The 20728-nt window shown below is 38.2% G+C and carries 19 protein-coding genes; 11 read left to right on the forward strand and 8 right to left on the reverse strand.

The window, feature by feature from the left end; all coding sequences use genetic code 11:
• Positions 1-15 precede the first annotated feature (15 nt).
• Positions 16-1092 (forward strand): glycoside hydrolase family 88 protein, encoded by a 1077-nt coding sequence (locus QBE53_02305; protein WZL81957.1) that lies wholly within the window; start codon positions 16-18, stop codon positions 1090-1092.
• Between the two features lie 95 nt (positions 1093-1187).
• Here QBE53_02305 and QBE53_02310 read toward each other — a convergent pair whose 3' ends face one another.
• Positions 1188-2564 (reverse strand): alpha-glucosidase/alpha-galactosidase, encoded by a 1377-nt coding sequence (locus QBE53_02310; protein ID WZL81958.1) that lies wholly within the window; start codon positions 2562-2564, stop codon positions 1188-1190.
• A gap of 137 nt (positions 2565-2701) precedes the next feature.
• On the opposite strand from QBE53_02310, the gene QBE53_02315 reads away from it, so the two are divergent.
• From QBE53_02315 to QBE53_02325, 3 genes are all read left to right on the forward strand, one after another.
• Complete coding sequence (locus QBE53_02315) at positions 2702-3568, forward strand: AraC family transcriptional regulator (protein ID WZL81959.1); 867 nt, start codon at positions 2702-2704, stop codon at positions 3566-3568.
• Between the two features lie 77 nt (positions 3569-3645).
• The gene (locus QBE53_02320) at positions 3646-3990 is read left to right on the forward strand and encodes a cytochrome b5 domain-containing protein (GenBank protein ID WZL81960.1); all 345 of its coding nucleotides are present in this window, start codon (positions 3646-3648) and stop codon (positions 3988-3990) included.
• A gap of 15 nt (positions 3991-4005) precedes the next feature.
• Positions 4006-4470 carry a hypothetical protein gene (locus tag QBE53_02325; GenBank protein ID WZL81961.1) on the forward strand — a complete coding sequence of 155 codons (465 nt, stop codon included), beginning with the start codon at positions 4006-4008 and terminating at the stop codon, positions 4468-4470.
• A 36-nt stretch (positions 4471-4506) separates the two neighbouring features.
• Here QBE53_02325 and QBE53_02330 read toward each other — a convergent pair whose 3' ends face one another.
• Positions 4507-5154, reverse strand: a complete 648-nt coding sequence (locus QBE53_02330) for a hypothetical protein (GenBank protein ID WZL81962.1) — start codon at positions 5152-5154, stop codon at positions 4507-4509.
• A 96-nt stretch (positions 5155-5250) separates the two neighbouring features.
• Between QBE53_02330 and QBE53_02335 the strand changes: the two genes are divergently transcribed.
• Together QBE53_02335 and QBE53_02340 are read left to right on the forward strand one after the other, a co-directional pair.
• Entirely contained in the window at positions 5251-6375 is a 1125-nt protein-coding gene (locus QBE53_02335; GenBank protein WZL81963.1) for an aminotransferase class V-fold PLP-dependent enzyme, read from the forward strand.
• A complete protein-coding gene (locus tag QBE53_02340; GenBank protein ID WZL81964.1) occupies positions 6368-7189 on the forward strand; it encodes an ATP-binding protein in 822 nt (273 codons plus the stop codon). The genes QBE53_02335 and QBE53_02340 overlap by 8 nt, the downstream gene beginning before the upstream one ends.
• On the opposite strand, the gene QBE53_02345 is transcribed toward QBE53_02340, so the two are convergent.
• Positions 7186-7776, reverse strand: coding sequence for a hypothetical protein (locus QBE53_02345; protein WZL81965.1), 591 nt, complete (start codon positions 7774-7776; stop codon positions 7186-7188). The genes QBE53_02340 and QBE53_02345 overlap by 4 nt on opposite strands.
• Positions 7777-7891: 115 nt before the next feature.
• Positions 7892-9730, reverse strand: a complete 1839-nt coding sequence (gene ftsH / locus QBE53_02350) for an ATP-dependent zinc metalloprotease FtsH (protein ID WZL83253.1) — start codon at positions 9728-9730, stop codon at positions 7892-7894.
• A 176-nt stretch (positions 9731-9906) separates the two neighbouring features.
• Here ftsH and QBE53_02355 point away from each other — a divergent pair, with 176 nt between their 5' ends.
• Complete coding sequence (locus QBE53_02355; GenBank protein ID WZL81966.1) at positions 9907-10794, forward strand: patatin family protein; 888 nt, start codon at positions 9907-9909, stop codon at positions 10792-10794.
• Here the strand turns inward: QBE53_02355 and QBE53_02360 are convergent.
• The gene (locus QBE53_02360; GenBank protein WZL81967.1) at positions 10755-11954 is read right to left on the reverse strand and encodes an MFS transporter; all 1200 of its coding nucleotides are present in this window, start codon (positions 11952-11954) and stop codon (positions 10755-10757) included. The genes QBE53_02355 and QBE53_02360 overlap by 40 nt on opposite strands.
• A 53-nt stretch (positions 11955-12007) precedes the next feature.
• Positions 12008-12832, reverse strand: coding sequence for a PHP domain-containing protein (locus tag QBE53_02365; GenBank protein WZL81968.1), 825 nt, complete (start codon positions 12830-12832; stop codon positions 12008-12010).
• Between the two features lie 184 nt (positions 12833-13016).
• Here QBE53_02365 and QBE53_02370 point away from each other — a divergent pair, with 184 nt between their 5' ends.
• From QBE53_02370 to pyk, 4 genes are all read left to right on the forward strand, one after another.
• On the forward strand, positions 13017-14387 hold the full coding sequence (locus QBE53_02370; GenBank protein ID WZL81969.1) for a PTS transporter subunit IIC: 1371 nt from the start codon (positions 13017-13019) through the stop codon (positions 14385-14387).
• A gap of 259 nt (positions 14388-14646) precedes the next feature.
• Positions 14647-14916 carry a hypothetical protein gene (locus QBE53_02375; protein WZL81970.1) on the forward strand — a complete coding sequence of 90 codons (270 nt, stop codon included), beginning with the start codon at positions 14647-14649 and terminating at the stop codon, positions 14914-14916.
• A gap of 13 nt (positions 14917-14929) precedes the next feature.
• A complete protein-coding gene (locus QBE53_02380; protein ID WZL81971.1) occupies positions 14930-15865 on the forward strand; it encodes a stalk domain-containing protein in 936 nt (311 codons plus the stop codon).
• Positions 15866-16030: 165 nt separating this feature from the next.
• Entirely contained in the window at positions 16031-17461 is a 1431-nt protein-coding gene (pyk, locus tag QBE53_02385) for a pyruvate kinase (GenBank protein WZL81972.1), read from the forward strand.
• Positions 17462-17585: 124 nt separating this feature from the next.
• Here the strand turns inward: pyk and QBE53_02390 are convergent, their stop codons facing one another.
• Together QBE53_02390 and QBE53_02395 are read right to left on the reverse strand one after the other, a co-directional pair.
• Entirely contained in the window at positions 17586-18893 is a 1308-nt protein-coding gene (locus QBE53_02390; GenBank protein ID WZL81973.1) for a D-alanyl-D-alanine carboxypeptidase, read from the reverse strand.
• Positions 18894-18987: 94 nt separating this feature from the next.
• On the reverse strand, positions 18988-20727 hold the full coding sequence (locus tag QBE53_02395) for a DUF4153 domain-containing protein (GenBank protein WZL81974.1): 1740 nt from the start codon (positions 20725-20727) through the stop codon (positions 18988-18990).
• Between the last annotated feature and the right edge of the window lies 1 nt (position 20728).

Consider the following 20728-nt stretch of genomic DNA (forward strand, 5'->3'; position numbering starts at 1 on the left):
TGAAGGAGAATAATAATGAAACTATATGTGGAAAGAGAACAAATATTACAAAAAATTGATGCCATTGTCGATAAGACGTTTCAGATGGATATGGAATGGGACTGGCCTTGTGGTGTTGCTTTTTATGGCGTTGCAAGAGCGTATGAGATTACAAAAAAACAATCCTATATTGATCGATTAAAAGCTTGGTTTGATGAATATATCGAACTTGGAACACCTGTGTGGACAGTGAATACATGTGCAATGGGACATGCGCTCATTACCTTATATGAGGCGACGGGCGATGAGCGGTATATGGAGATTATTCAAAGTAAAGTGGATTATCTTACCCATGATGCGCTGCGCTTTGGAGATCAAGTGCTTCAACATACTGTATCGGCCAACAATGATTTTCCTGAACAGGCGTGGGCAGATACCCTGTTTATGGCAGGATTTTTCTTGTTGAGGGTTGGTATTATGCGAAAGGATCAAGCCTTGATTGAAGATGCACTTAATCAATACTATTGGCATATTAAATATTTGATGGATGATGTGGACGGGCTATGGTATCACGGGTATAACAACATCCATCAAGATCACATGTCCGGTTTTTACTGGGGACGAGCAAATGCATGGGCGGCATATACTATGTCACAAGTACTTAAACGTCTTCCGGAGTGGTATCTATATCCAAAGTGTATGGATGTCCAATGCGCAGTTCGTGATCAACTGGCTGCATTAAAATTATATCAAACAGAGAATGGGTTATGGCGCACCATCATTAATGATCCTTCTTCATATGAGGAAATATCTGCATCATGTGGTATTGCAGCCGCTATGCTTGATAATGGAAACCCTTTACACATCAAGTATGTGAACAAAGCCTTAAAAGGAATTCTAGAAAGTATTACAGAAGATGGCAGAGTGATTAATGTATCTGGTGGAACAGCAGTTATGCGAGACAGCGAAGGATATCAATCCATTACAAAAGACTGGATACAAGGGTGGGGACAAGGATTGGCATTAAGCTTTTTAACGGCTTGTCTAGAAAAAACAGAGTCCCCCAAAATAGATGAGAGTAACACAGAGCAAAAACCAGAAGAAGAAAAATAAAGCCATCGCTTAGAAGGTAAAAAATAGCTGTTGCCATCGCATATATGCGATGGCAACAGCCGTTTTTATATAAAATTTATAGGGGTATCACGATATTAGTCAATCGAAGCCACACGATCATACATATAGTCAAAGCAGGCTTTAGCATCATCTAAAGATAAGTTCACCAGTGGGTCATTTAAAAATGCTTGGAAAGCCAGTTCTCGATTTCGGGTTAAACCAGCTTCGACAATCATTTCTTGGTTAGATGAATGGGTTGATATCATAGAAGTTACAGCCGGATTAGGTTGTCCGCCATTGATTGGGCAGATGCTATTGTAGCGAAGCATCGCATTACTCTCAACAACTACATCTGTTGGAAGATAAGGTACTTGCCCTTGATTTGGAAGGTTAACATTTGTAGCTAAATCCTTTAATCCGAGTAAAGCTTTCATTTGAAGAACACCTTCTTCGCCGGTTTCTTTAATTTCAAAAGGTTTCTTTCCTGCAACCAAATCGTTAGATTGCTGAATACGATCTTGTTCATTTTCTTTTCGCCAAGATACAGGTGTTAAACTAAACTTCCATGATTGGATGGTTTCAGGATCTTTAAGATACCATTTATTTGGACAAAATTCGGCAAGATGACGATCACCTGCAGCAGCGATGGAACCATAACGTAAAAACAAGTCGAACTTGATGCGCTGTGCGCTTGAGAAAAAGTCATTGAGCCAATTGCCGGTTTTTTTGCCTTCATATCCGCTTTCATAGTATTTGGTTACAAAGTCTCGATAGACAGGAAAGAGATCAATGTCCTTGTATGAAGCAGAGGTCAGCCAAGTAAAGTGATTGATACCGGTAACAGATACTTTGATGTCTTCACGAGCTACATCGGTGATTCCCTTGATATCAGCAAGTGCTTCAACCAAAAGTTTTTGAGTGCCAAAGACTTCGTGGCAATTCCCAAAAGCTTTAATTTGTGGGAAGACCCGATACAAAGTACGTGTACAGATGGTCATCGGATTCGTATAGTTTAAAACCCAAGCATTAGGAGAATAATCTTTTATGGCATTTGCGATGGTTTCGAACATAGGGATTGTTCTTAGCGCACGCATTAAGCCTCCCGGACCGGCGGTGTCGCCAACAGATTGATAGATGCCGTATTTTTCGGGATGATGCACATCGATTTCCATGTGATCAAAAGTACCCGGCAAAATAGAGATAATGACAAAATCTGCACCAGTAAGTGCTTCTTGAAGGCTTGTAGCCATGGAATACTTCCATTTTGCCAATGTAGGGTCAGACGCTGTTAATTGGTTACCGATGGTTTCATTTGCTTTTGCTGCGTTGTGATCAATATCATATAAACGGATATGTCCGCTTAATTGCTTATCAGTAGCAAGGTCGCTCATAAGACCCCAAGCCCATCCTTTAGAGCCACCGCCGATATATGCTATTTGAAGATCAGAGACAGTGTTGTCTGTACGAATCATAAAAATCCTCCTTGTAAAAAGTAATCCATTCTTTTGTTTTATATGATACTATAGTATAATTAAATTATGTTGAAAACAACAACATTAATTGCTAAAATACGACTTTATTCTACATTTTTTGCGAAAAGGAAGGGTATATGATGCAACGTTATGATTTTATAGAAAATCAGCGGCCGATGCTCGTTGAATATACAAAAAGAGGGCATATGACCAAAAGTATGCCGCTACCGCATGTTCATAATAGCTATGAAATATATTACCTGTTGGAAGGTGAACGTTATTATTTTATTCACAACACAACCTATCATGTAAAAAAAGGGATGCTAGTTTTGATTGAACCATCGGTTATTCATCGAACGATTTCTACGGGACGCCCGGAGCATGAACGCTTATTGATTAATATTCAAGAAGAGGAACTGAAGCGGTTTGCCTCGGGATTTGGTCGGTTTGATTGGTTTCAAGGATTTGACAGCAAGCGGCCGGTGATTACACTTGACATTCGCCAACAAAGTGAATTACGTGAGATGATGTTTGCGATTTATCATTGGTATCACGACAGTCCGGAAGAAAATATTCAACGGATTATGTTAAAAATTATGGAAGTGCTTATATATATTCGTGAAGTCTCTAATGGAGTTGATAGCGTAGGCGAGCCTATGCTAGAAGTTAATGATCCGATGTTTAACCGTATAAGTCAAGTCGTGCAATATATTAATGAACATTATGGTGATACGTTATCGTTAGAGCTTTTGGCAAAAAAATTCTTTTTTAGTCCTTATTACTTAAGCCGAAATTTTAAAAAAACAACAGGATTTAACCTTAAGGAGTATATTAATCAAGTCCGTATTCTTGAAGCAGAACGTCTGTTGACCCAGGAACAAAATTCGATATCCGGGATTGCTCAAAAGGTTGGATTTGAAAGTCAAACGCACTTTGGACGGGTTTTTAAACAGTATAAAGGCATTTCGCCAAGCATATACCGTAAAAAACATAACAATACATAATTGATAATGAATATCAATTATGTTATAATGTCTATGTATATAAATTTACTCCAGGCACTATAATTAGGAGGTAAGATATGAAAAGGACAAATCAATGGATTTTAGCGTTATTTGTAATAAGTTTTATCTTTTCAGCATGTGCACCCTCAAATGATAACGGACAACCAGAGGATACTTCAATGGATGAAATCACATTAACTATTGAGGAATTGGCAATGTATGATGGAACCAATGGTAATCCAGCATATGTGGCGGTTGATGGTATGATATATGATGTGTCAGATTCTGATTTTTGGAAAGAAGGAGCGCATAACGGGTTCCAAGCAGGGCGTGATTTGACCGATGCCATTAAAAATGAATCACCCCATGGGGTCAAAAACCTCGAACGTGTACCTAAAGTTGGACGGATTGTAACCGAGTAGATTGAGGTGAAAGCAATGAGTAGAGTATTGCGCAATGATTTCTTAAAATGGCACTTTAGCTTTATTACGCTGTATATAGCGACGTTCATTGTGGGATGGCTACGTGCTACGCACATCGTTTTTTATACTCTACATCCATGGTTGGGACTGTCAACAGTCATCGTACCGCTAGGTGTTTACCTTTTTTCAAAAAACAAACGCCTTATACGTCAGATGATAAAAAGTAACTTTAATATTAAAGGGAAACCACTTGTAAAGGTAGCTAAAATATCCACACAAGTGATTCTTATCTATTACGCCTTTAGTATTGTGAGTGGAATAATCATGAATTACGGTTGGTACACATCCGCGGATATGTATGGAGGCTTACAGGTTATTCATGGTTTGGCACGCTTTATAGTTCCAGCTGCAGTAGTTACCCATGTAACGGCGCGACTTTTAATTAAAGCAAAGAAAAAAAAGCCCAATAAAGACTTATAGTTGAGCTTTTGGAAAGATAGCGTTATAATAGACATATTATTCAATATGTGCATGTTTGCCATATCTTAAAGGTATGGCAATTTTTATGTTAAAGATGGCAATTACCGGTCCCATAAAAAATGCGGTAATGACGGTTCCGATACCGACAGTAGCGCCAAAAATAAAGCCTATTAATGTACACAAAAGATCTGTTGATATACGACAGTACTGAAATTTTGCAATTTTTTTCTCAGACATAATCAGCGCAACAGCATCATAGGTCGAGACACCCATATCTGCAGTAAAGTAAAGGGCAGACCCGAAGCACAATATGACTAAACCAAGGATTAGAAGAAGGCTTCGATTAAAAAGTGTAGGGACGGGCAAGAGCATTGTAAACATCCAGGAAGAAAACTGGACAATATACCCAAGAAGAAAGATATTAATTATCGTTCCAAGGCCAATTTTTGATCGGTCAATAAAAAAAATGAAGATAAGCATAAGTAGATTAAGTAAAGTATAAAAATGACCGAATCCGATAGGGATATGATAAGAGATTCCATGTGCAAAGACTTGGAAGGGATCCATACCAAAGGTAGAATAGTTGAACATGCCAACAGAAAAACCGCAAATCAATACACCAAGGATTGTCATCCATATTCGACGTTTATATTCAGGGGTAAAATCAAGTTTTGCTTTCATCATAAGCTCCATTTCTACTGAGATATTTGTATTATACATGGGAACGATATAAAAGTATAGTATGAGAAAAAAATAAAAAGAAAGAAGGAATTCATTGTTATGATATATTTAGATTATGCTGCAAATACACCTGCATGTGAAGCGGTTATTCAAAACTTTGGCGAATGCGAACGGCAGTTTATCATGAATCCAAATGCAAATAATCCGTTGGCTATAGAGGCAAAACAGCGATTGGATGAGGCGAAAAATCGCCTTGCCGACATATTGAAAATCAAGCCCAACGAGTTGATTTTTACATCGTCTGGAACCGAATCCAACAATTTAGCCATTAAAGGGATTGCAGGAGAGCATGGTGCACGTAAAAAACATATCATTACAAGCTTTTTGGAGCATTCTTCGATGTTGGGTCCGATTGGAGAACTTGAAAAACAAGGATATACGATTGACTATGTTAATCTTCAAGCAGATGGACGCTTTGACCTTGAACATCTACAATCCCTACTTCGAGAAGATACCCTTGTTGTCGCTCTTTGCGAAGTCGATAGCGAAGTAGGTATCCATCAAGACATTCGAGGAATTGCTAAATGTGTTCGCGAGCATTCAGATGCTTTTATTCACATTGATGGAACACAGGCTGTGGGTAAAGTACCGGTTTTCGTAGAATATGTGGATAGTTATACGTTTTCAGGACATAAACTTTATGGATTTAATGGCAGTGCTGCGCTGGTGCTCAAGGAATCAGTGATTATTGAACCGCTTCATCACGGGGGATTAAGCATATCACCTTATCGAAGCGGGACGCCTTCCCTAAGCCTTATTGATTCTTTGGCAACAGCACTGGAAGGGCTTGCACAAAAACAAGAACAACACTATGCCTATGTAAAAGAGCTGCAGGGGCAACTGCTTGAATTTTTTGGACCCTATGAGGGGATACGGATTAATTCGACGCAGAGGAGTGTCCCATATATTATGAACATCACGTTAACGTGCGTTAAAGCAGAAGTATTAAAGAACCGCTTAGCTGAGCATGGGATTTTTGTCTCGACCAAATCGGCATGCTCATCGCCTTATGCACCATCACGCTCAGTCTATGCATTGACGAAGGACAAAAAAGGAGCCAGGTCGACACTGCGTATAAGTTTAAGCCATTTAACGACACAAGAGGAAATAGAAGCCTTTAAAAAAATCTTTGATATAGAATTGAGGAAGTTAAAAGATGAATAGAGCAAGAGAAGTTGAACGAAGTATTAATAAGACCTTTAAAAAATCCATATGGTCAAAGTTTGTGAAAGGAATAAAAACTTATGACCTGATTCAAGAGGGAGATAAAGTTGCTGTATGTATTTCTGGAGGCAAGGATTCCATGTTACTTGCAAAATGTATGCAGTTGATTCATAAGTATTCCATTTTTCCTTTTGATGTAGAGTATATTGTCATGGACCCGGGGTACAATGCCATTAATCGTAAACGTATTGAAGACAATGCGGCAATGCTTGAGATTCCCATAAAGATATATGATTCAACGATTTTTGAAGCGGTGGCGGACATGGATGATAATCCATGCTACATGTGTGCAAAAATGCGTCGAGGACATCTCTACAAATACGCTCAAGACTTAGGATGCAATAAGATCGCCCTTGGTCATCACTTTGATGATGTGATTGAGACGACGGTAATGAGTATGTTTTACGGTGCTGAAATCAAGACCATGATGCCAAAGCTGCATAGCTTGAATTTTGAGGGGATGCAATTAATTCGTCCGATGTATTTGATTCGCGAAGATACCATCAAAGAGTGGATGAAACTCAATGATTTAAAATTCATTCAATGTGCGTGTCGTTTTACAGAAAATTGTGTTCTTGATGGCCAGGGTGGTGGTTCAAAGCGCGCAGAAATGAAACGGCTTATCCAAAAACTTCAAAAAGATAACCCCTATGTAGAGATGAATATTTTTAATGCAACACATAATGTGAATATGGATACAATTCAGGGATATAGAAAAGATGGGAAAAAGCATAGCTTTTTAGAAGAGTATTAAGAGATGGCTTGAGAATTGGTGGCAAAATGTTGAATCAAGGCGTTGATTTCTGGCCAAGAGTAGACACGGGTAATCAACGATTCATAATGTGAAGGAATATTTTGATTATAGTGTGTATCAAGTAAGAGTACGTTAAATCCGCCATTTGCAAGTTCTATAGCATTAGATAGACTGTCTTCAATAAATATATCGCAGTCCAGTAACTTTGCATGATGGACTTTGTTGGGAGAGCCGATGACATGTAGGCTGTTATAAGAAATTTTGTGGCGTCGAAGATACATATAGGACAATGCTTCAAGTTCTTGTTCTCTAGCAGTTACAAAGTGAATACGGTGCATATGATTTAGAGTATTAATGACTGTTTTGGCATCTTCGCGTAAGGTTGGGTTTGCATGTAAACGGAATTTATACTTAGCATAAAAATCCTCGTAGTCTTTTTTTTCGATACCCATAACTTTGTATATTGCATAGTCCGTTACGTTGTGAATACCTACATCTTTTTTAAAAAATTCATTGCATGGCTTAAGCCAATAATATGGATCGGTTATAGTTCCGTCAATATCAATACATATGTTTAGTGGTCGCATTTTTTTCACCTCCTATCTTATATAGAGTATACATCCACAATATAAATACTGGATGATGTGGATGTCAAGTTTATGTAAAAAAGCCTGTCTCAATGTCTGAGGCAGGCTTTTTTGTTTATGCAACATCGGGTTGAGCGTTGAGAATTTCCATGAATTCTTCTCCGGTGATGGTTTCTTTTTCATAGAGATATTTTGACAATTCATGTAACTTGTCTAAATTATCTTTAAGAAGTTGTTCCGCTTTGTTGTATTGTGTTTGAACCACATTGATAATCATGCTATCAATTTTTGCGGAAGTGGTTGGGGAGCAGGCTAGGGAAGAATCTCCGCCCAAGTATTGATTGGATACGGTTTCAAAGGCAACCATACCGAATTCATCATCCATACCAAAGCGTGTAATCATGTTCCTAGCAAGCTTGGTTGCTTGTTCAATATCATTTGATGCACCGGTGGTAATGGAATTAAAGATAAGCTTTTCAGCGACACGACCACCTGTATATGTAGCGATTTTGTTTTCTATTTCTTCTTTGGACATCAAGTTTTTATCTTCTTCATCTGCTTGCATGGTGTAACCGAGAGCACCGGATGTACGAGGGATAATCGTAATCTTGGTTACAGGAGCAGTTTGAGTTTGTAATGCAGCAACAAGTGCATGTCCAACTTCATGGTAAGCAACAATAAGTTTTTCTTTTGAAGAAAGAATCTTATTCTTCTTTTGATGTCCGGCGATAACGATTTCAATACTCTCTTCCAAATCGGCTTGAGTCACAAATTGTCGATCATGCTGAACTGCACGAATAGCCCCTTCATTGATGATGTTGGCAAGCTCGGCACCGGATGCACCTGGCGATAATCTTGCAAGTTTTGTAAAGTCTACATCGTCACCTAGTTTAACTTTCTTACCATGAACACGTAGGATGGACTCACGTCCTTTAAGGTCCGGTAATTCAACAGGGACTCTTCGGTCAAAGCGTCCGGGACGAAGAAGTGCAGGGTCTAATGTTTCAGGACGGTTGGTTGCAGCAAGGATAACAACACCTTTAGAAGAATCAAAGCCATCCATCTCAGCAAGAAGTTGGTTAAGTGTTTGTTCACGTTCGTCATTACCTGAGATTCCGTTGCTGTCACGCTTTTTACCGATGGTATCAATCTCATCGATAAACACAATACAAGGCGCCTTTTCATTGGCTTGCTTAAAGAGGTCACGTACCTTTGAAGCACCAACACCGACAAACATTTCAACGAATTCTGAGCCGGATATGGAAAAGAAGGGAACGCCAGCTTCCCCGGCAACGGCTTTAGCTAACAAGGTCTTTCCGGTTCCGGGAGGTCCGACAAGGAGTGCTCCTTTTGGCATGTTGGCTCCGATTGTGGTATATTTTTCAGGGTTATTCAAGTAATCAACGATTTCTGTTAATGAATCTTTAGCTTCATCTTCGCCTGCGACATCTTCAAATCGTACGCGATTATCGGAGTCTTGATAAATCTTGGCATTACTTTTTCCAAATTGCATTGGATTACCCATGGACTGCCCCATGCCTTTCATCAGCTTTTTACCGATATAGCGATAGATAAAAAAGAGAAGGGCAAATGGTAAAATCCATGATAAGAGGAATCCCATAAGTGGGGAAATCTCTTTTTCAACGACTTTTCCAAATTCAATATTGGCTTGGTGTAAACGCTCGACAAGATTTGGGTCTTCAAATCGAACCGTTTTATACGCAAGGTTCTCAGAATCGGATAGTGAATAGTAGACATAGTTTTTTTCTACCTGAACCATATCGATTTGTCCGGATTCGAGGGTGTTTAAAAACGTTCCGTAATCAACTTCTTCAAACTGTGCGTTTAATAGAGCTGGCATTACAAAAATGTTTAGAAAAAAGAATGTTGAAATCATAATAACAATGTATAAAATTTTTGGATTATTTTTTGGTTTATTAATTTGCATAGTCATCATCTCCTTACGTCATTCTACCACAGTTTTCTAGGAAAAGAGGCTTTTATATGTATATTTAACGATGTTTTTATCAGGTGTTAATAGGGTCTTTATAGAATTTTAAAAATTGATAAAATTAATAGAATTATTTGTCATTTATGATAAAATATAGACACAGGAAGTGAGGGAATTAGATGAAAAATGAAGCTATGGTTACGAATAATATAAAAAATACAGCACTCATTTTTGAAGGTGGTGGAATGCGTGCAAGTTATACAGCGGGATTTGCAACAACATTATTAGAAAACGGATTGTACTTTGATTATGTGACGGGAATATCGGCAGGATCAAGCCATACAGTCAACTATTTATCAAGAGACATTGAGCGGACGAAAAAATCTTTTGTGGATACGGTTTTAGATCCAAAGTTTGGAGGATGGAAGTATTTTTTTAAAGGGGAAGGCTTTTTTCGTGCAGAATACATCTATGAACAGACGCCGTATCCAGATGCAGCACTTCCTTTTGATTATGAGACATTTAGGAAAAATACGGCGAAATTAAGAATTGGAGCATTTAACTGTGCACAAGGGCATATGGAATATTTTAGTAAGGATGATATGAAAGAAATGTTGGATGTTCTTAAAATTGTTCGTGCGTCGTCATCGATGCCCTTTTTTATGCCACCGACAATCTATAACGGACAAATGTATGTTGATGGTGGTATTAGTGGGGGGATTCCCCTTGATATTGCTAAGCATGATGGATATGATAAATTTTTTGTTGTGCTGACACGTGAACGAGGATATCGAAAAAAACCGATAAAATTTCAAGGGCTGATTAAAGCCTATTATCGCAAATATCCTAAGGTGGTTGAGGCGATGCTAAGCCGCCACATTGAATATAACCGTACGTTAGAAGAGTTGGAACAATTAGAACGGGAAAACAAGGCGTATTTGGTCTACCCAAATACAATGCCCATATCAAACAAAGAGACCAACCATAAACGGTTGGCCGATTGTTATGAAATGGGCTATCATCAAGGTCAAATGGAACTTTCGCTTTGGAGAGAGTTTCTTTTGTGAATCACGTTGATAATAACAAAAAGAATCATTAGGGCAATGGCACCAACGATTGCACTCATACCGGCTAAGATACCAAATTGATCGGAAAGAGCGCCTGTGATGATTGGCATGGCAATGGCGCCGACCCCACCTAACATCAGCAAGACACCCATAGCCATAGGATACGCTTTAATCGTATTACCGACAGTGGCCACAGTTGTTGGGTAGATACCTGCCATTGAAAATCCTAGACCCATAATAGCTACAGTAATTAGACCAAGATTTTGGGTGGATAAAAGCAAGGTATAAAAAATAACGGTTCCAACACTTGTAGAGACGAGAATAAGTTCCTTCGAAATACGATCGCCGATAAAAGTCGTTGTCAAACGTCCTGCAAGGATAACGACCCAGAGTAATGAGTTAAGCATTTGAGCATATTGAGTAGTCATAATCTGGGTATCAACAAAATACTTAACCAACCAGCCAGTAATTGCAGCTTCGGCACATAAGTAGAAGAATAAAATTCCGGTTCCAACCCAAAAGTACTTATCCTTTAAGAAAACATAGGAAAGTGCTTTTTGTTTTTTTCGCGCTTCATCATCAATTTTCATGCGAGAAAATAAAAGCATGGAGATGAGTGCAAGAACAATAATGACACCTGTGGCAATACGCCATCCTTCATTGCCTCCAATGGATGTAGATAATATAACTAAAAACGGAGCAATAAGAGCACCAACAGCAAAGATACTATGTAAAAAACTTAAAGCAGCAGGGCTACTGTTAGAGACTTCATTAACCACGGTATTATTGAAGTTTGAAATACTTCCGCGACTTAAACCTGTAAATAAAAAGCCTAGAATCAAAAGAACGGGATTGCCTGTAATCATCATAATGAAAAATCCCATTACAACAAAGCTGCATAAGAAAATAATGGCTTTTTTACGTCCGAGATAGACAGGTAATATTCCGGCGATAAAACCTGCAATGAGGTTACCGGCTTGGTGTGCAGAGATTAATCCGCCACTAATGGTATTATTTAAATTGTATTCGCTACTGATTAAAGGAAGTAAAGAACCTAAAATCATGGCATATAAACCGTTAACAGCAAATACAAAGAAACAACAAATCAAGATATAACGTTGATCTTTATTAAGTTTTGAATAAAATGATGTGTTTGACATAGTATGTCCTCCGTAAAATTATAGTCATATGGCACATCTACAGTCGATGTGTCTTACAAAGTAGTTTTGGTGCTTAGTTGTCCCAAGCTAATCTCAGGGCGGTTAGAACCATGGAAGTCCGAGCCGCCGGATTGCATGAGGTTAAACGTAGTAACACAGCGTTGGATAAATCGTCGGTCTTCATCGCTATATGTAGGATAAAAAGCTTCAATGCCATCCAAACCTTGCTGCTTGAGTTTTTCAAGTCGAAAAAGTTTGTCGTCGTCGCTAAATCCCTTAAGACCAATAGGTTTATGAATATGAGCGATAAAAGCTTTCCCATGACCGGCATGAATCATGTCAAAAGCGCCTTGGACGTCAATGATTTCTTCAGGCATGTAGGCAATCCCATCGAGGATTTGCACCCAAGCACGGGGAATAGACGAGGCATAATTATTGGCATGAAGCCATTTTGCAACGGTTTGGCGATCAAGATAGTTTCCCGTTCGATATATCTCTAAATCAGCGATACGTAGGGCAATGCCCATTTTTTGAAGTTCGCTGACGACATAAGACAGTGCTTGCTCGCGATGCCTTCTAAATACTTTGTATTTTGTCATAAAATCGGATTGGTCCAAATCGATACCTAATCCTAAAATATGAATCAATCGATGCTGATCATAGCGCGTGCTTAACTCAATTCCATTGATAAAATCTATATCTAACAAAGTAGCTTCTTTTTGTGCTTCTCTTAGTCCGTCGATGGTATCGTGGTCTGTTAAAGCAAGAACATCTAGTCCCTGCTGTTTGGCTTGCCAAATGAGGGATTGGGGGCTTTCGCTACCATCGGAATATTTTGAATGGGTGTGAAAATCATAACGGGTATGTGTACGTATCATAATAGCTCCTGTCTTTTTATTGCCTAGGTATTCTGGTAATTTACCATGAACCACATACATTCTAATGCTTTTTATCAGGATAGTCAAATATAAAAAAAAGAAAAAAGAAACCCTTGACTTCAAGCAAGCTTAAGGGTGTATAATCAGGAACATGATGTTTTTTAGGAGGCTATTAGGAGGATATATGAAACATATAATGGATGTGATTGACTACATTTTAAGCTTTGAAGTATATGTATTGCTACCTATACTTATGTTTAGCATTTGCATGATTGTTAAAATGCCTTTTTTTGATGCATTAAAGCATAGCTTAACATTGGGAATCGGATTTTTTGGGATTTTTATGGTGTTTGATGCGTTTGTGATGAAAATGGGACCGGTTATTGAACTTATTGCAAGAAAAAATGGACAACAACAAGCGATACTTGATGTGGGGTGGCCGCCATTAGCAGCCGCTTCATGGACTTTTGGACTGGTACCTATTCTTATCGTACTGTTTATCGCTATCAATGCCCTAATGCTTGTATTTAAATGGACGAACACCATTAATATTGATATATGGAATTTTTGGCACTTTATTTTCCTGGGACAGATGGTGCATTTTACAACCGGGAATTTATGGTTGGCAGCAGCAGCGGCGATTGTAAGTATGATTTTAGTCATTAAGCTGGGTGACTGGAGTGCCCCAAGGACGGAGATGATGAGTAAGATTCCCGGTATTGCGATAACAACATTGTCAGGTGTGTGTTATTATCCTTATGCGCTTTGTATGGATTGGCTTATTGACAAAATACCGAGGGTCAAAAACATTAATGGGAATCCGGAACATATTCGAGAGCGATTTGGCTTTTTTGGCGATCCGATGTTTATAGGTCTTGTGATTGGACTGGGATTAGGGGTTGCAGCAGACTATGAGTTTAAAGAGATCGCCAATCTGGGAATTAGTGTGATGGCCGTTGTTTTTTTACTTCCAAGAATGGCAACGATACTTGGAGAAGGGTTGATGCCGATTTCAGAAGCAACAAAAAAACAATTATTAAAAAAATTTCCTTCAATGCATGATGCTAGAATCGGCATGGATTTGGCCGTTGTTATAGGACATCCAGCCAACATTGCGACGGGAATATTAGTCATGCCCATAACATTAATTTTGGCGATTATCTTGCCGGGGGTAGGTTTTATTCCGGTGGGAGACTTAGTTAACTTGATTCCGGCAGGTGCCTTGATTGTTATTGCTATGCGTGGAAATATTTTTCGCTCAGTCATAAGCTTTATTCCTATTCTTATTGGGCATCTTTATTTGGCGACACATTTATCCGGTTTTTTTACTCAGATTACCTTGGAAAGTCAGATTGAGATACCAAACTTTCGTGGGAATATCACATCATTTTTAGATGGAGGGAATTTGCTTCGTAATTATTTCTATGGAGTTTTTTCAGGTGTCGGATGGACGATTGCACTGATGCCGATTATCGTATTTATGCTATGGGTGACGTATCGGACGTACAAAAAAGATGAACAGAAAATAATGGAAAGTAAAAAGACCGTTTATTAAACGGTCTTTTTGATGAGGGGAGTATAAATAATTAATAAGGGTATAGTTTTGTCATAAGTGGCTTTGGGCCAAGAAATGATGACAAACTATGTAATTATAATAATATATATATTAAAAAAAAGCAACCCCTTTTTTCAAAAAACGTTATTTTTTTTGCATTTTTTTTAAAAAGGAATATGTTATAATATAAAGTAAGAGATGCTTAGGATGCATTCTCTTAAAAAAAACAGATGAAGGATAGGAAAAAGGAGGTTTTTAAATGGAGTTATGCAAAGAAATAGTTAAACAAATTACGGACACTGCAGATGCTTACATGAAAGACTCAGATTGGACTGACCTAGTATTACTTAAGTTTTGTATGGTTTCTTTTGGGGCAATCGTCGGCGTTTTAATGGCTCGAAAAAAAAGAACGCCAATGTTGATTATCAGTTCAATTATCTTTATAGCTACATTCATCCCCATTATGATTCGCTTTTTACCGACTTTTTTTGAAGATGCAAAAAAAGTGTATGAAAATAATTTTAAATAAAGGAGAGGATACAATGTTTGGAAAAAAAAGAATAGCTGTTGTATTAATGACAGCACTTATCATAAGCCAATTCAGTATTGTTAGTGCCGCGCAGGAGAAAATGGCGAAGGCATATTTTGGAACGTTTACCGGAGTTATACAAGAAATCAATCTTCATGGAGCGGACCAAAGTATGCAATTAGTTTTGGTAAAAAATGCAGAGGAGGCAATTGCTAATTTAGTTGTCACGGAAGGGACGTATATGATTGGCGGACAAGAATTGGAGGTAGGCCAAGAAGTCACAGGATATTATGTGGCAGATGCACCGATGATCATGATTTATCCACCTCAATATCCAGCCAAAGTTATTCGTATAGAAAATGATGAACAGCAGATAAAGATTGACCGATTTAATGAAGAGCTTATCAGTGATGACCATATGCTCAAATTAAATGATGTGTCTGAGACGGTTATTGTTGATGAAAATGAAGAACCTTTTATGAAAAAGCTTTCTGGACGTCAGTTAATCGTATACTATGATATGGCAACAAAAAGTATACCTGCACAGACAAATCCAACCCGTATTGTTGTCCTTGATCGGGAGCAAGAGATTATGGAGATGGACATTGTTGTCCAAGGTGCGGTTATTGAAGGACCACAGGCGTTTGAGAATCCGGATGGAACAATAATGGTTCCTATTCGAGCCATTGCAGAGGCCCTTGGATATGAAGTGCAGTGGGAGAATGCAACCCGAAAAGTGTTGGTGGGTAATGTCAGTTCGTTTCAAATCGATGTCAATGCCTATGCTTTTGCTAAGATGATGCCAATGGAATTAGCAGCAGCTCCGGTGATTGTCAATGACCGAAGTTACATACCGTTGGAATATTTTACAAAAGTACTTAACCTTTCAGAAGCGTATGTAGGCGAATATGAGATTATCATTCATGACGCAGTACTTTTTAATGAATAATAACAAACCATCTCCCCAATATTTATGCTTCTTTGACAATACAGAAGTTGTTCGATAAAAATGTTGCGAAACGTCGCATCTTTCTATATAATAAGTAATGCTGACAAAATCAGTTATGTAAGGGCGTTAGTAACTTTAGGGAAAAGAACAAACAAGGAGATGAATATGAGAAAAACAAAAATCATATGTACAATGGGACCTGCAACTGAAGGTATCTATGAAGAAATGATTAAAAATGGAATGGATGCAGCACGTTTTAATTTCTCCCACGAAAATCATGAAGTACATGGACACAGAATTCGAACAATGCAAGCGGCTAGAGAAAAGCTGAACCGACCAATTCCGCTTATCGCAGATACAAAAGGACCAGAGATTCGTATTGGCGTACTGAAGGAAAAAGTTAAGCTTGTTAATGGAGAGACAATACGTCTTATTGTGGAAGATATTGAAGGTGATGCACAAAGAGTTTCCTTGACATTCAAAGAGCTATATAAAAACGTGACTGTTGGACAAGATATATACATTGATGATGGGCGGATTAATCTTGCAGTTGAAGCGATTGAAGGAACAGACATTGTTTGTACAATCGTTGCTGGCGGAGTATTAAGCAGCCGAAAAGGTGTTAATGTACCGGGATGTTCTACAGGTCTACCGTTTATGACTGAAAAAGACCAAGCTGATATAGAGTTTGCTGTTGATCAAGGGATTGATTTTCTTGCATTGTCCTTTGTAAGTAGTGCAGCAGATATTCAAATTGTAAGAGATATTTTAAAGAAAAAAGGGCGCGAAGAGGTTAAGTTGATTGCAAAAATCGAAAACCGAGAAGCCATTGACAACATTGACGAAATCATTGAAGCCGCAGACAGTATTATGATTGCAAGAGGAGACTTAGGGATTGAAATGCCTATTCGTTCTGTTCCGGTTGTGCAAAAGCGGATGATTAAAAAATGCTACAGCAGTTCAAAGCCTGTTATTGTAGCAACACAAATGCTTGAAAGTATGACGGACAATCCAATGCCAACGCGTGCAGAGGTATCAGATATTGCTAATGCCATTTATGACGGAACAAGTGTTGTTATGCTATCTGGTGAAACGGCAGCAGGAAAATACCCGGTTGAGACACTGCGCATGATGAATACGGTTATTGAAGAGACGGAAGAAGACATTGACTATCAATCTAAACTCGATGAAGGTGTTTGGAAAGTCATCGATAAAAATGTCATCAATGCGATTAGTGAAGTTGCAGTTATCGCTGCTGCAAAACTAGATGCAAAAGCTATTGTTGTTCCCACAAAGACAGGTAATGCAGTGCGAATGATTTCAAGCTTTAGACCGGCATGTACAATTATTGCTAGTACGTTGGATGAGACAATGCAACGTCAATTGAATCTGTCTTGGGGAATCTATCCGATTTTAAATAAATTTATCGGAGATCAAAAAGACTTTTTCGAAAATGTTATTAAAGAAGCCGTTGCAACGGATTTAATTCATAACGGCGACCAAATCATTATTGCAGCAGGAATTCCTGCTGGACACCAAGGATCAACAAACATGATAAAAATGCATGTTGTTGGAGAAGATGTTATCGGCAACTAGATAATTAAAAACCAAAGGGTCTATGTATCCGCCAGCAAGTCTGGCGATACATAGACCCTTTATTATGTGCTTTTTAATCATGGGATTGAAAAGTTTACCTCGGAGACGATAATGTCAAAATGCATTAAACAATTTTTATGACAAGACCGATAATTGCAAATACGCCGATAAATACAAATAAAATAAGAGGTTTCCATGGATTTTTTCCTATAGCTTCATGGGTGGCGTTTGAGTCACTGCCTGAATCAGCGGTTTCAGATAGTGCACCGTCAGATAACGCATCGTCAATACTGTCTTGAACCTGATAGGAGACGGTCTTAATTCGAAGAGGTACTTGCATGAGCTCTTGGGCACCAATGGAGAGAACAACGCTTCCAAATAAATCATTGGCTGATAATGCATATTCAGGAAAACTGGGGAGCTCTAATGAATATACAAGATGTTCGCGTTCTGCACTGACAGGTATACAAAGTTCAATATCTTCATTAAGCATTAAATCCATAGTTCCAATGGACATGCCGTTATCTTGGATAGGCTGTGTTTGTAAAAAATCTGATGCTAGAAGTGGTACGTGCTTATATTCTTCAAAGCCATAATCTAAAAGTTTGGCAGTATCAGCATAGAGATCGTTATATTCTGTACGCATAATCACAGCGATTAGGGTACGAGACCCCTGTCGAGCAACGGTTACGAGTGTATTTTTGGATTGACTTGTATAGCCGACTTTACCTGCAATTACATCGTCGCGATAAATAGACAGGTCATTTTTGGTGTTGAGCATTTTATGTTGTTGATATAATAAACGTGTTTCGTCAGATTTATTGGTTATAGGTATTTCATAGGTGCTGTCAGCCATAATTTCTAAAAAATAAGGGTGACGTATAAGCTCTCTGGTTATAAGTGCCATGTCGTAAGCTGTGGTTTGATGGGCTACATTAAAGAGGCCGTGGGGATTGGTAAAGTTCGTATTTATTGCACCTAAATCCTTGGCACGAGTGTTCATATCCTGAACAAAATTATCGATGCTTTGACTCGTTTTTTCAGCTAAGCCATTGGCAACTTCATTGGCGGACATAAGTAATAAGCCATGTAGGGCATCATTGACTGTCAAGACTTCACCTGGATGAATACCAATACGGCTTCCACCACTATCTACGCTGTCAATTGCGGTTTCGCTAAAGGTAATGGTGTCATCAGGGTCCAAAGCTTCAATGGCTAACAAAGCTGTCATCAGCTTAGTGATACTGGCAGGGTACATGGATTTATCTGCTTGCTTTTCAAATAGGACTTGACCGGTATCTCCGTCAATAAGCACGGCAGTCTCAGAACCTAAGACAGGCTCGCTGGCAGTGACATGTGTAGCAAATACAAAGGACCAAAGGCTAATGCAAAAAGAAAACAAGATAAAGGTAGTGCGGGTATACTTTGACATGAGAAACTCCTATAGTATAAGTTTTGAGTGTAGTGTGTGACGCGTAAATAATAATATGGGTTATTTTATCATATTGTTGCTATAGACACCATAGTTATTTCATATCTATAAGAAGAATCATATCTGCCGTTAAAGAATTTAACTGATCATCTTCATAATAAAGGTTGATGTTATTAGGTATAATTTTTAGACGTGCAGATGTGTTTTCACTCTCATAGGAAGGTGCATCATAGGAAGCGGTATCGATAGAGATTAACAATGTATTTTGGTCATTGTATAGGTCATACTTCCCAAGATGTTCATTTGGCGACCATGACAAATGGTAGGAGGTATTATTAATAACAAAGGAAGTTGGGGTTATGGATGTATCCTCATCCAAAAAGTATGTAATAGAAAAATGTGTAAGATAGCTATAACCATCGAGTTCGAGAATTTTATCATATTCACGGTTGTAGTTATAATAAAAACCGTTACCCGCTTTGTTAACTAACGGACGCTCATATGAACTAAATCCAAAAACCGTCTCAAAATCTTTATAATATACGAAATTTGCATCAATCCAAGAGAATTCATTCAAAAAACCCATGCGATATGCATATCTGGATAATGCAATAATTTGCATTTTTGAAGTTTCATCTAAATCTGGATTAGGTAGAACGTTATCATCCACAAGCATACCGTTTTCAAGGAGTATATCTTCTAATAGATTCATTTGGGTATATTTGCTCACGGTAAAAGCGTCAAAAGGCGGAAGGGAAGAGATCAAGGCGGATAACATAAAGCAAATAGCAATTATTCCCAAGTGCTTGGGTTGAAAAAAGCTAAAGATAATTCCGGTAACTAAGGCGAAAATACCATAGAGAATGACAAAATAGCGGCCATGTGTAATGCCAAGCTCATGAATTTTCATAATAGAAGCGATAAACTGAAGTAAAACCAAAGGGATAAGGAGTTTAGGAAAAATACGATGGAATTGTCGGGCAAAGCCATTTTCAAAACTTACACTTAAAAGCAATACGCTAATGCCAACGATAGAATAGCTTACCAGCATAGGCTCGAGGAGGTTCTCAGTCCAAAAATCCCCTCGAATATTTAAGCCAATATATATGAATAAGATAAATGTAAAAATAACAGTCAAAGGAATAATGATATATGATAATAAAGTTTCTAAAAAACGGGTGCCTTGAATAGCTTTTTCTAGAGGTTTTGGCAAAGTAGTGCCATAGTTTGGAATCAGTGAAAGGACAAAAAGTGGAGCGAAAAATAAGAAAACAAAGGTAGTAAAATGCATATAGAGATTTTCGTCAATGCTAAAAAGAAGAGTATCAATAGCTGCGATAATTAAAGCGAGGCCTAAAAACAACACGCCAGAAAAAAACAAAGACATTGCCAGTGCTTTAAAACCATTCATAAAGGATTGATAAAAATAGGGCGCTTGCTTTGAGAGGGTTGCAATCCAAAGAAAGCAGATATATAATCCAAAGGATAAAACAGCTGTACGAATCCAATCAGAAGATGGCAAGTGATCTTGGCTACGGATCATAAGATAGTAGCCAAAGGTAAGAAACATTCCCAAGACATAGAGTAACCAAGGTTTAAAATATGTCGGTAGCGAAAAGGTTTCGCTGAGTCTACGAATATTGATAGATAGGAAAAAACCAATAATGAGTGCTGCAAAAAGCTGGTCGTATAGGATGCGTTGATCGTTAATGTTTTCGATAGCTAAAAAGCGGATGAGTACAATAGCAATTAAATATATCGTTGAAATAGGATATCTTGTAACCGTATCTGTTAGGGCGGTTAAATGTTCTTTGATAATAGTGTATAGTTTCATA

The organism is Vallitaleaceae bacterium 9-2, from assembly GCA_038396585.1.
Classification (GTDB): Bacteria; Bacillota; Clostridia; order Lachnospirales; family Vallitaleaceae; genus UBA1351.

Bases quoted from the DNA above. Each gene is read 5' to 3' on its own strand.
- QBE53_02305 (WZL81957.1), top strand. From the start codon at position 16: ATGAAACTATATGTGGAAAGAGAACAAATATTACAAAAAATTGATGCC.
- QBE53_02310 (WZL81958.1), bottom strand. From the start codon at position 2,564: ATGATTCGTACAGACAACACTGTCTCTGATCTTCAAATAGCATATATC.
- QBE53_02315 (WZL81959.1), top strand. From the start codon at position 2,702: ATGATGCAACGTTATGATTTTATAGAAAATCAGCGGCCGATGCTCGTT.
- QBE53_02320 (WZL81960.1), top strand. From the start codon at position 3,646: ATGAAAAGGACAAATCAATGGATTTTAGCGTTATTTGTAATAAGTTTT.
- QBE53_02325 (WZL81961.1), top strand. From the start codon at position 4,006: ATGAGTAGAGTATTGCGCAATGATTTCTTAAAATGGCACTTTAGCTTT.
- QBE53_02330 (WZL81962.1), bottom strand. From the start codon at position 5,154: ATGATGAAAGCAAAACTTGATTTTACCCCTGAATATAAACGTCGAATA.
- QBE53_02335 (WZL81963.1), top strand. From the start codon at position 5,251: ATGATATATTTAGATTATGCTGCAAATACACCTGCATGTGAAGCGGTT.
- QBE53_02340 (WZL81964.1), top strand. From the start codon at position 6,368: ATGAATAGAGCAAGAGAAGTTGAACGAAGTATTAATAAGACCTTTAAA.
- QBE53_02345 (WZL81965.1), bottom strand. From the start codon at position 7,776: ATGCGACCACTAAACATATGTATTGATATTGACGGAACTATAACCGAT.
- ftsH (WZL83253.1), bottom strand. From the start codon at position 9,730: ATGACTATGCAAATTAATAAACCAAAAAATAATCCAAAAATTTTATAC.
- QBE53_02355 (WZL81966.1), top strand. From the start codon at position 9,907: ATGAAAAATGAAGCTATGGTTACGAATAATATAAAAAATACAGCACTC.
- QBE53_02360 (WZL81967.1), bottom strand. From the start codon at position 11,954: ATGTCAAACACATCATTTTATTCAAAACTTAATAAAGATCAACGTTAT.
- QBE53_02365 (WZL81968.1), bottom strand. From the start codon at position 12,832: ATGATACGTACACATACCCGTTATGATTTTCACACCCATTCAAAATAT.
- QBE53_02370 (WZL81969.1), top strand. From the start codon at position 13,017: ATGAAACATATAATGGATGTGATTGACTACATTTTAAGCTTTGAAGTA.
- QBE53_02375 (WZL81970.1), top strand. From the start codon at position 14,647: ATGGAGTTATGCAAAGAAATAGTTAAACAAATTACGGACACTGCAGAT.
- QBE53_02380 (WZL81971.1), top strand. From the start codon at position 14,930: ATGTTTGGAAAAAAAAGAATAGCTGTTGTATTAATGACAGCACTTATC.
- pyk (WZL81972.1), top strand. From the start codon at position 16,031: ATGAGAAAAACAAAAATCATATGTACAATGGGACCTGCAACTGAAGGT.
- QBE53_02390 (WZL81973.1), bottom strand. From the start codon at position 18,893: ATGTCAAAGTATACCCGCACTACCTTTATCTTGTTTTCTTTTTGCATT.
- QBE53_02395 (WZL81974.1), bottom strand. From the start codon at position 20,727: ATGAAACTATACACTATTATCAAAGAACATTTAACCGCCCTAACAGAT.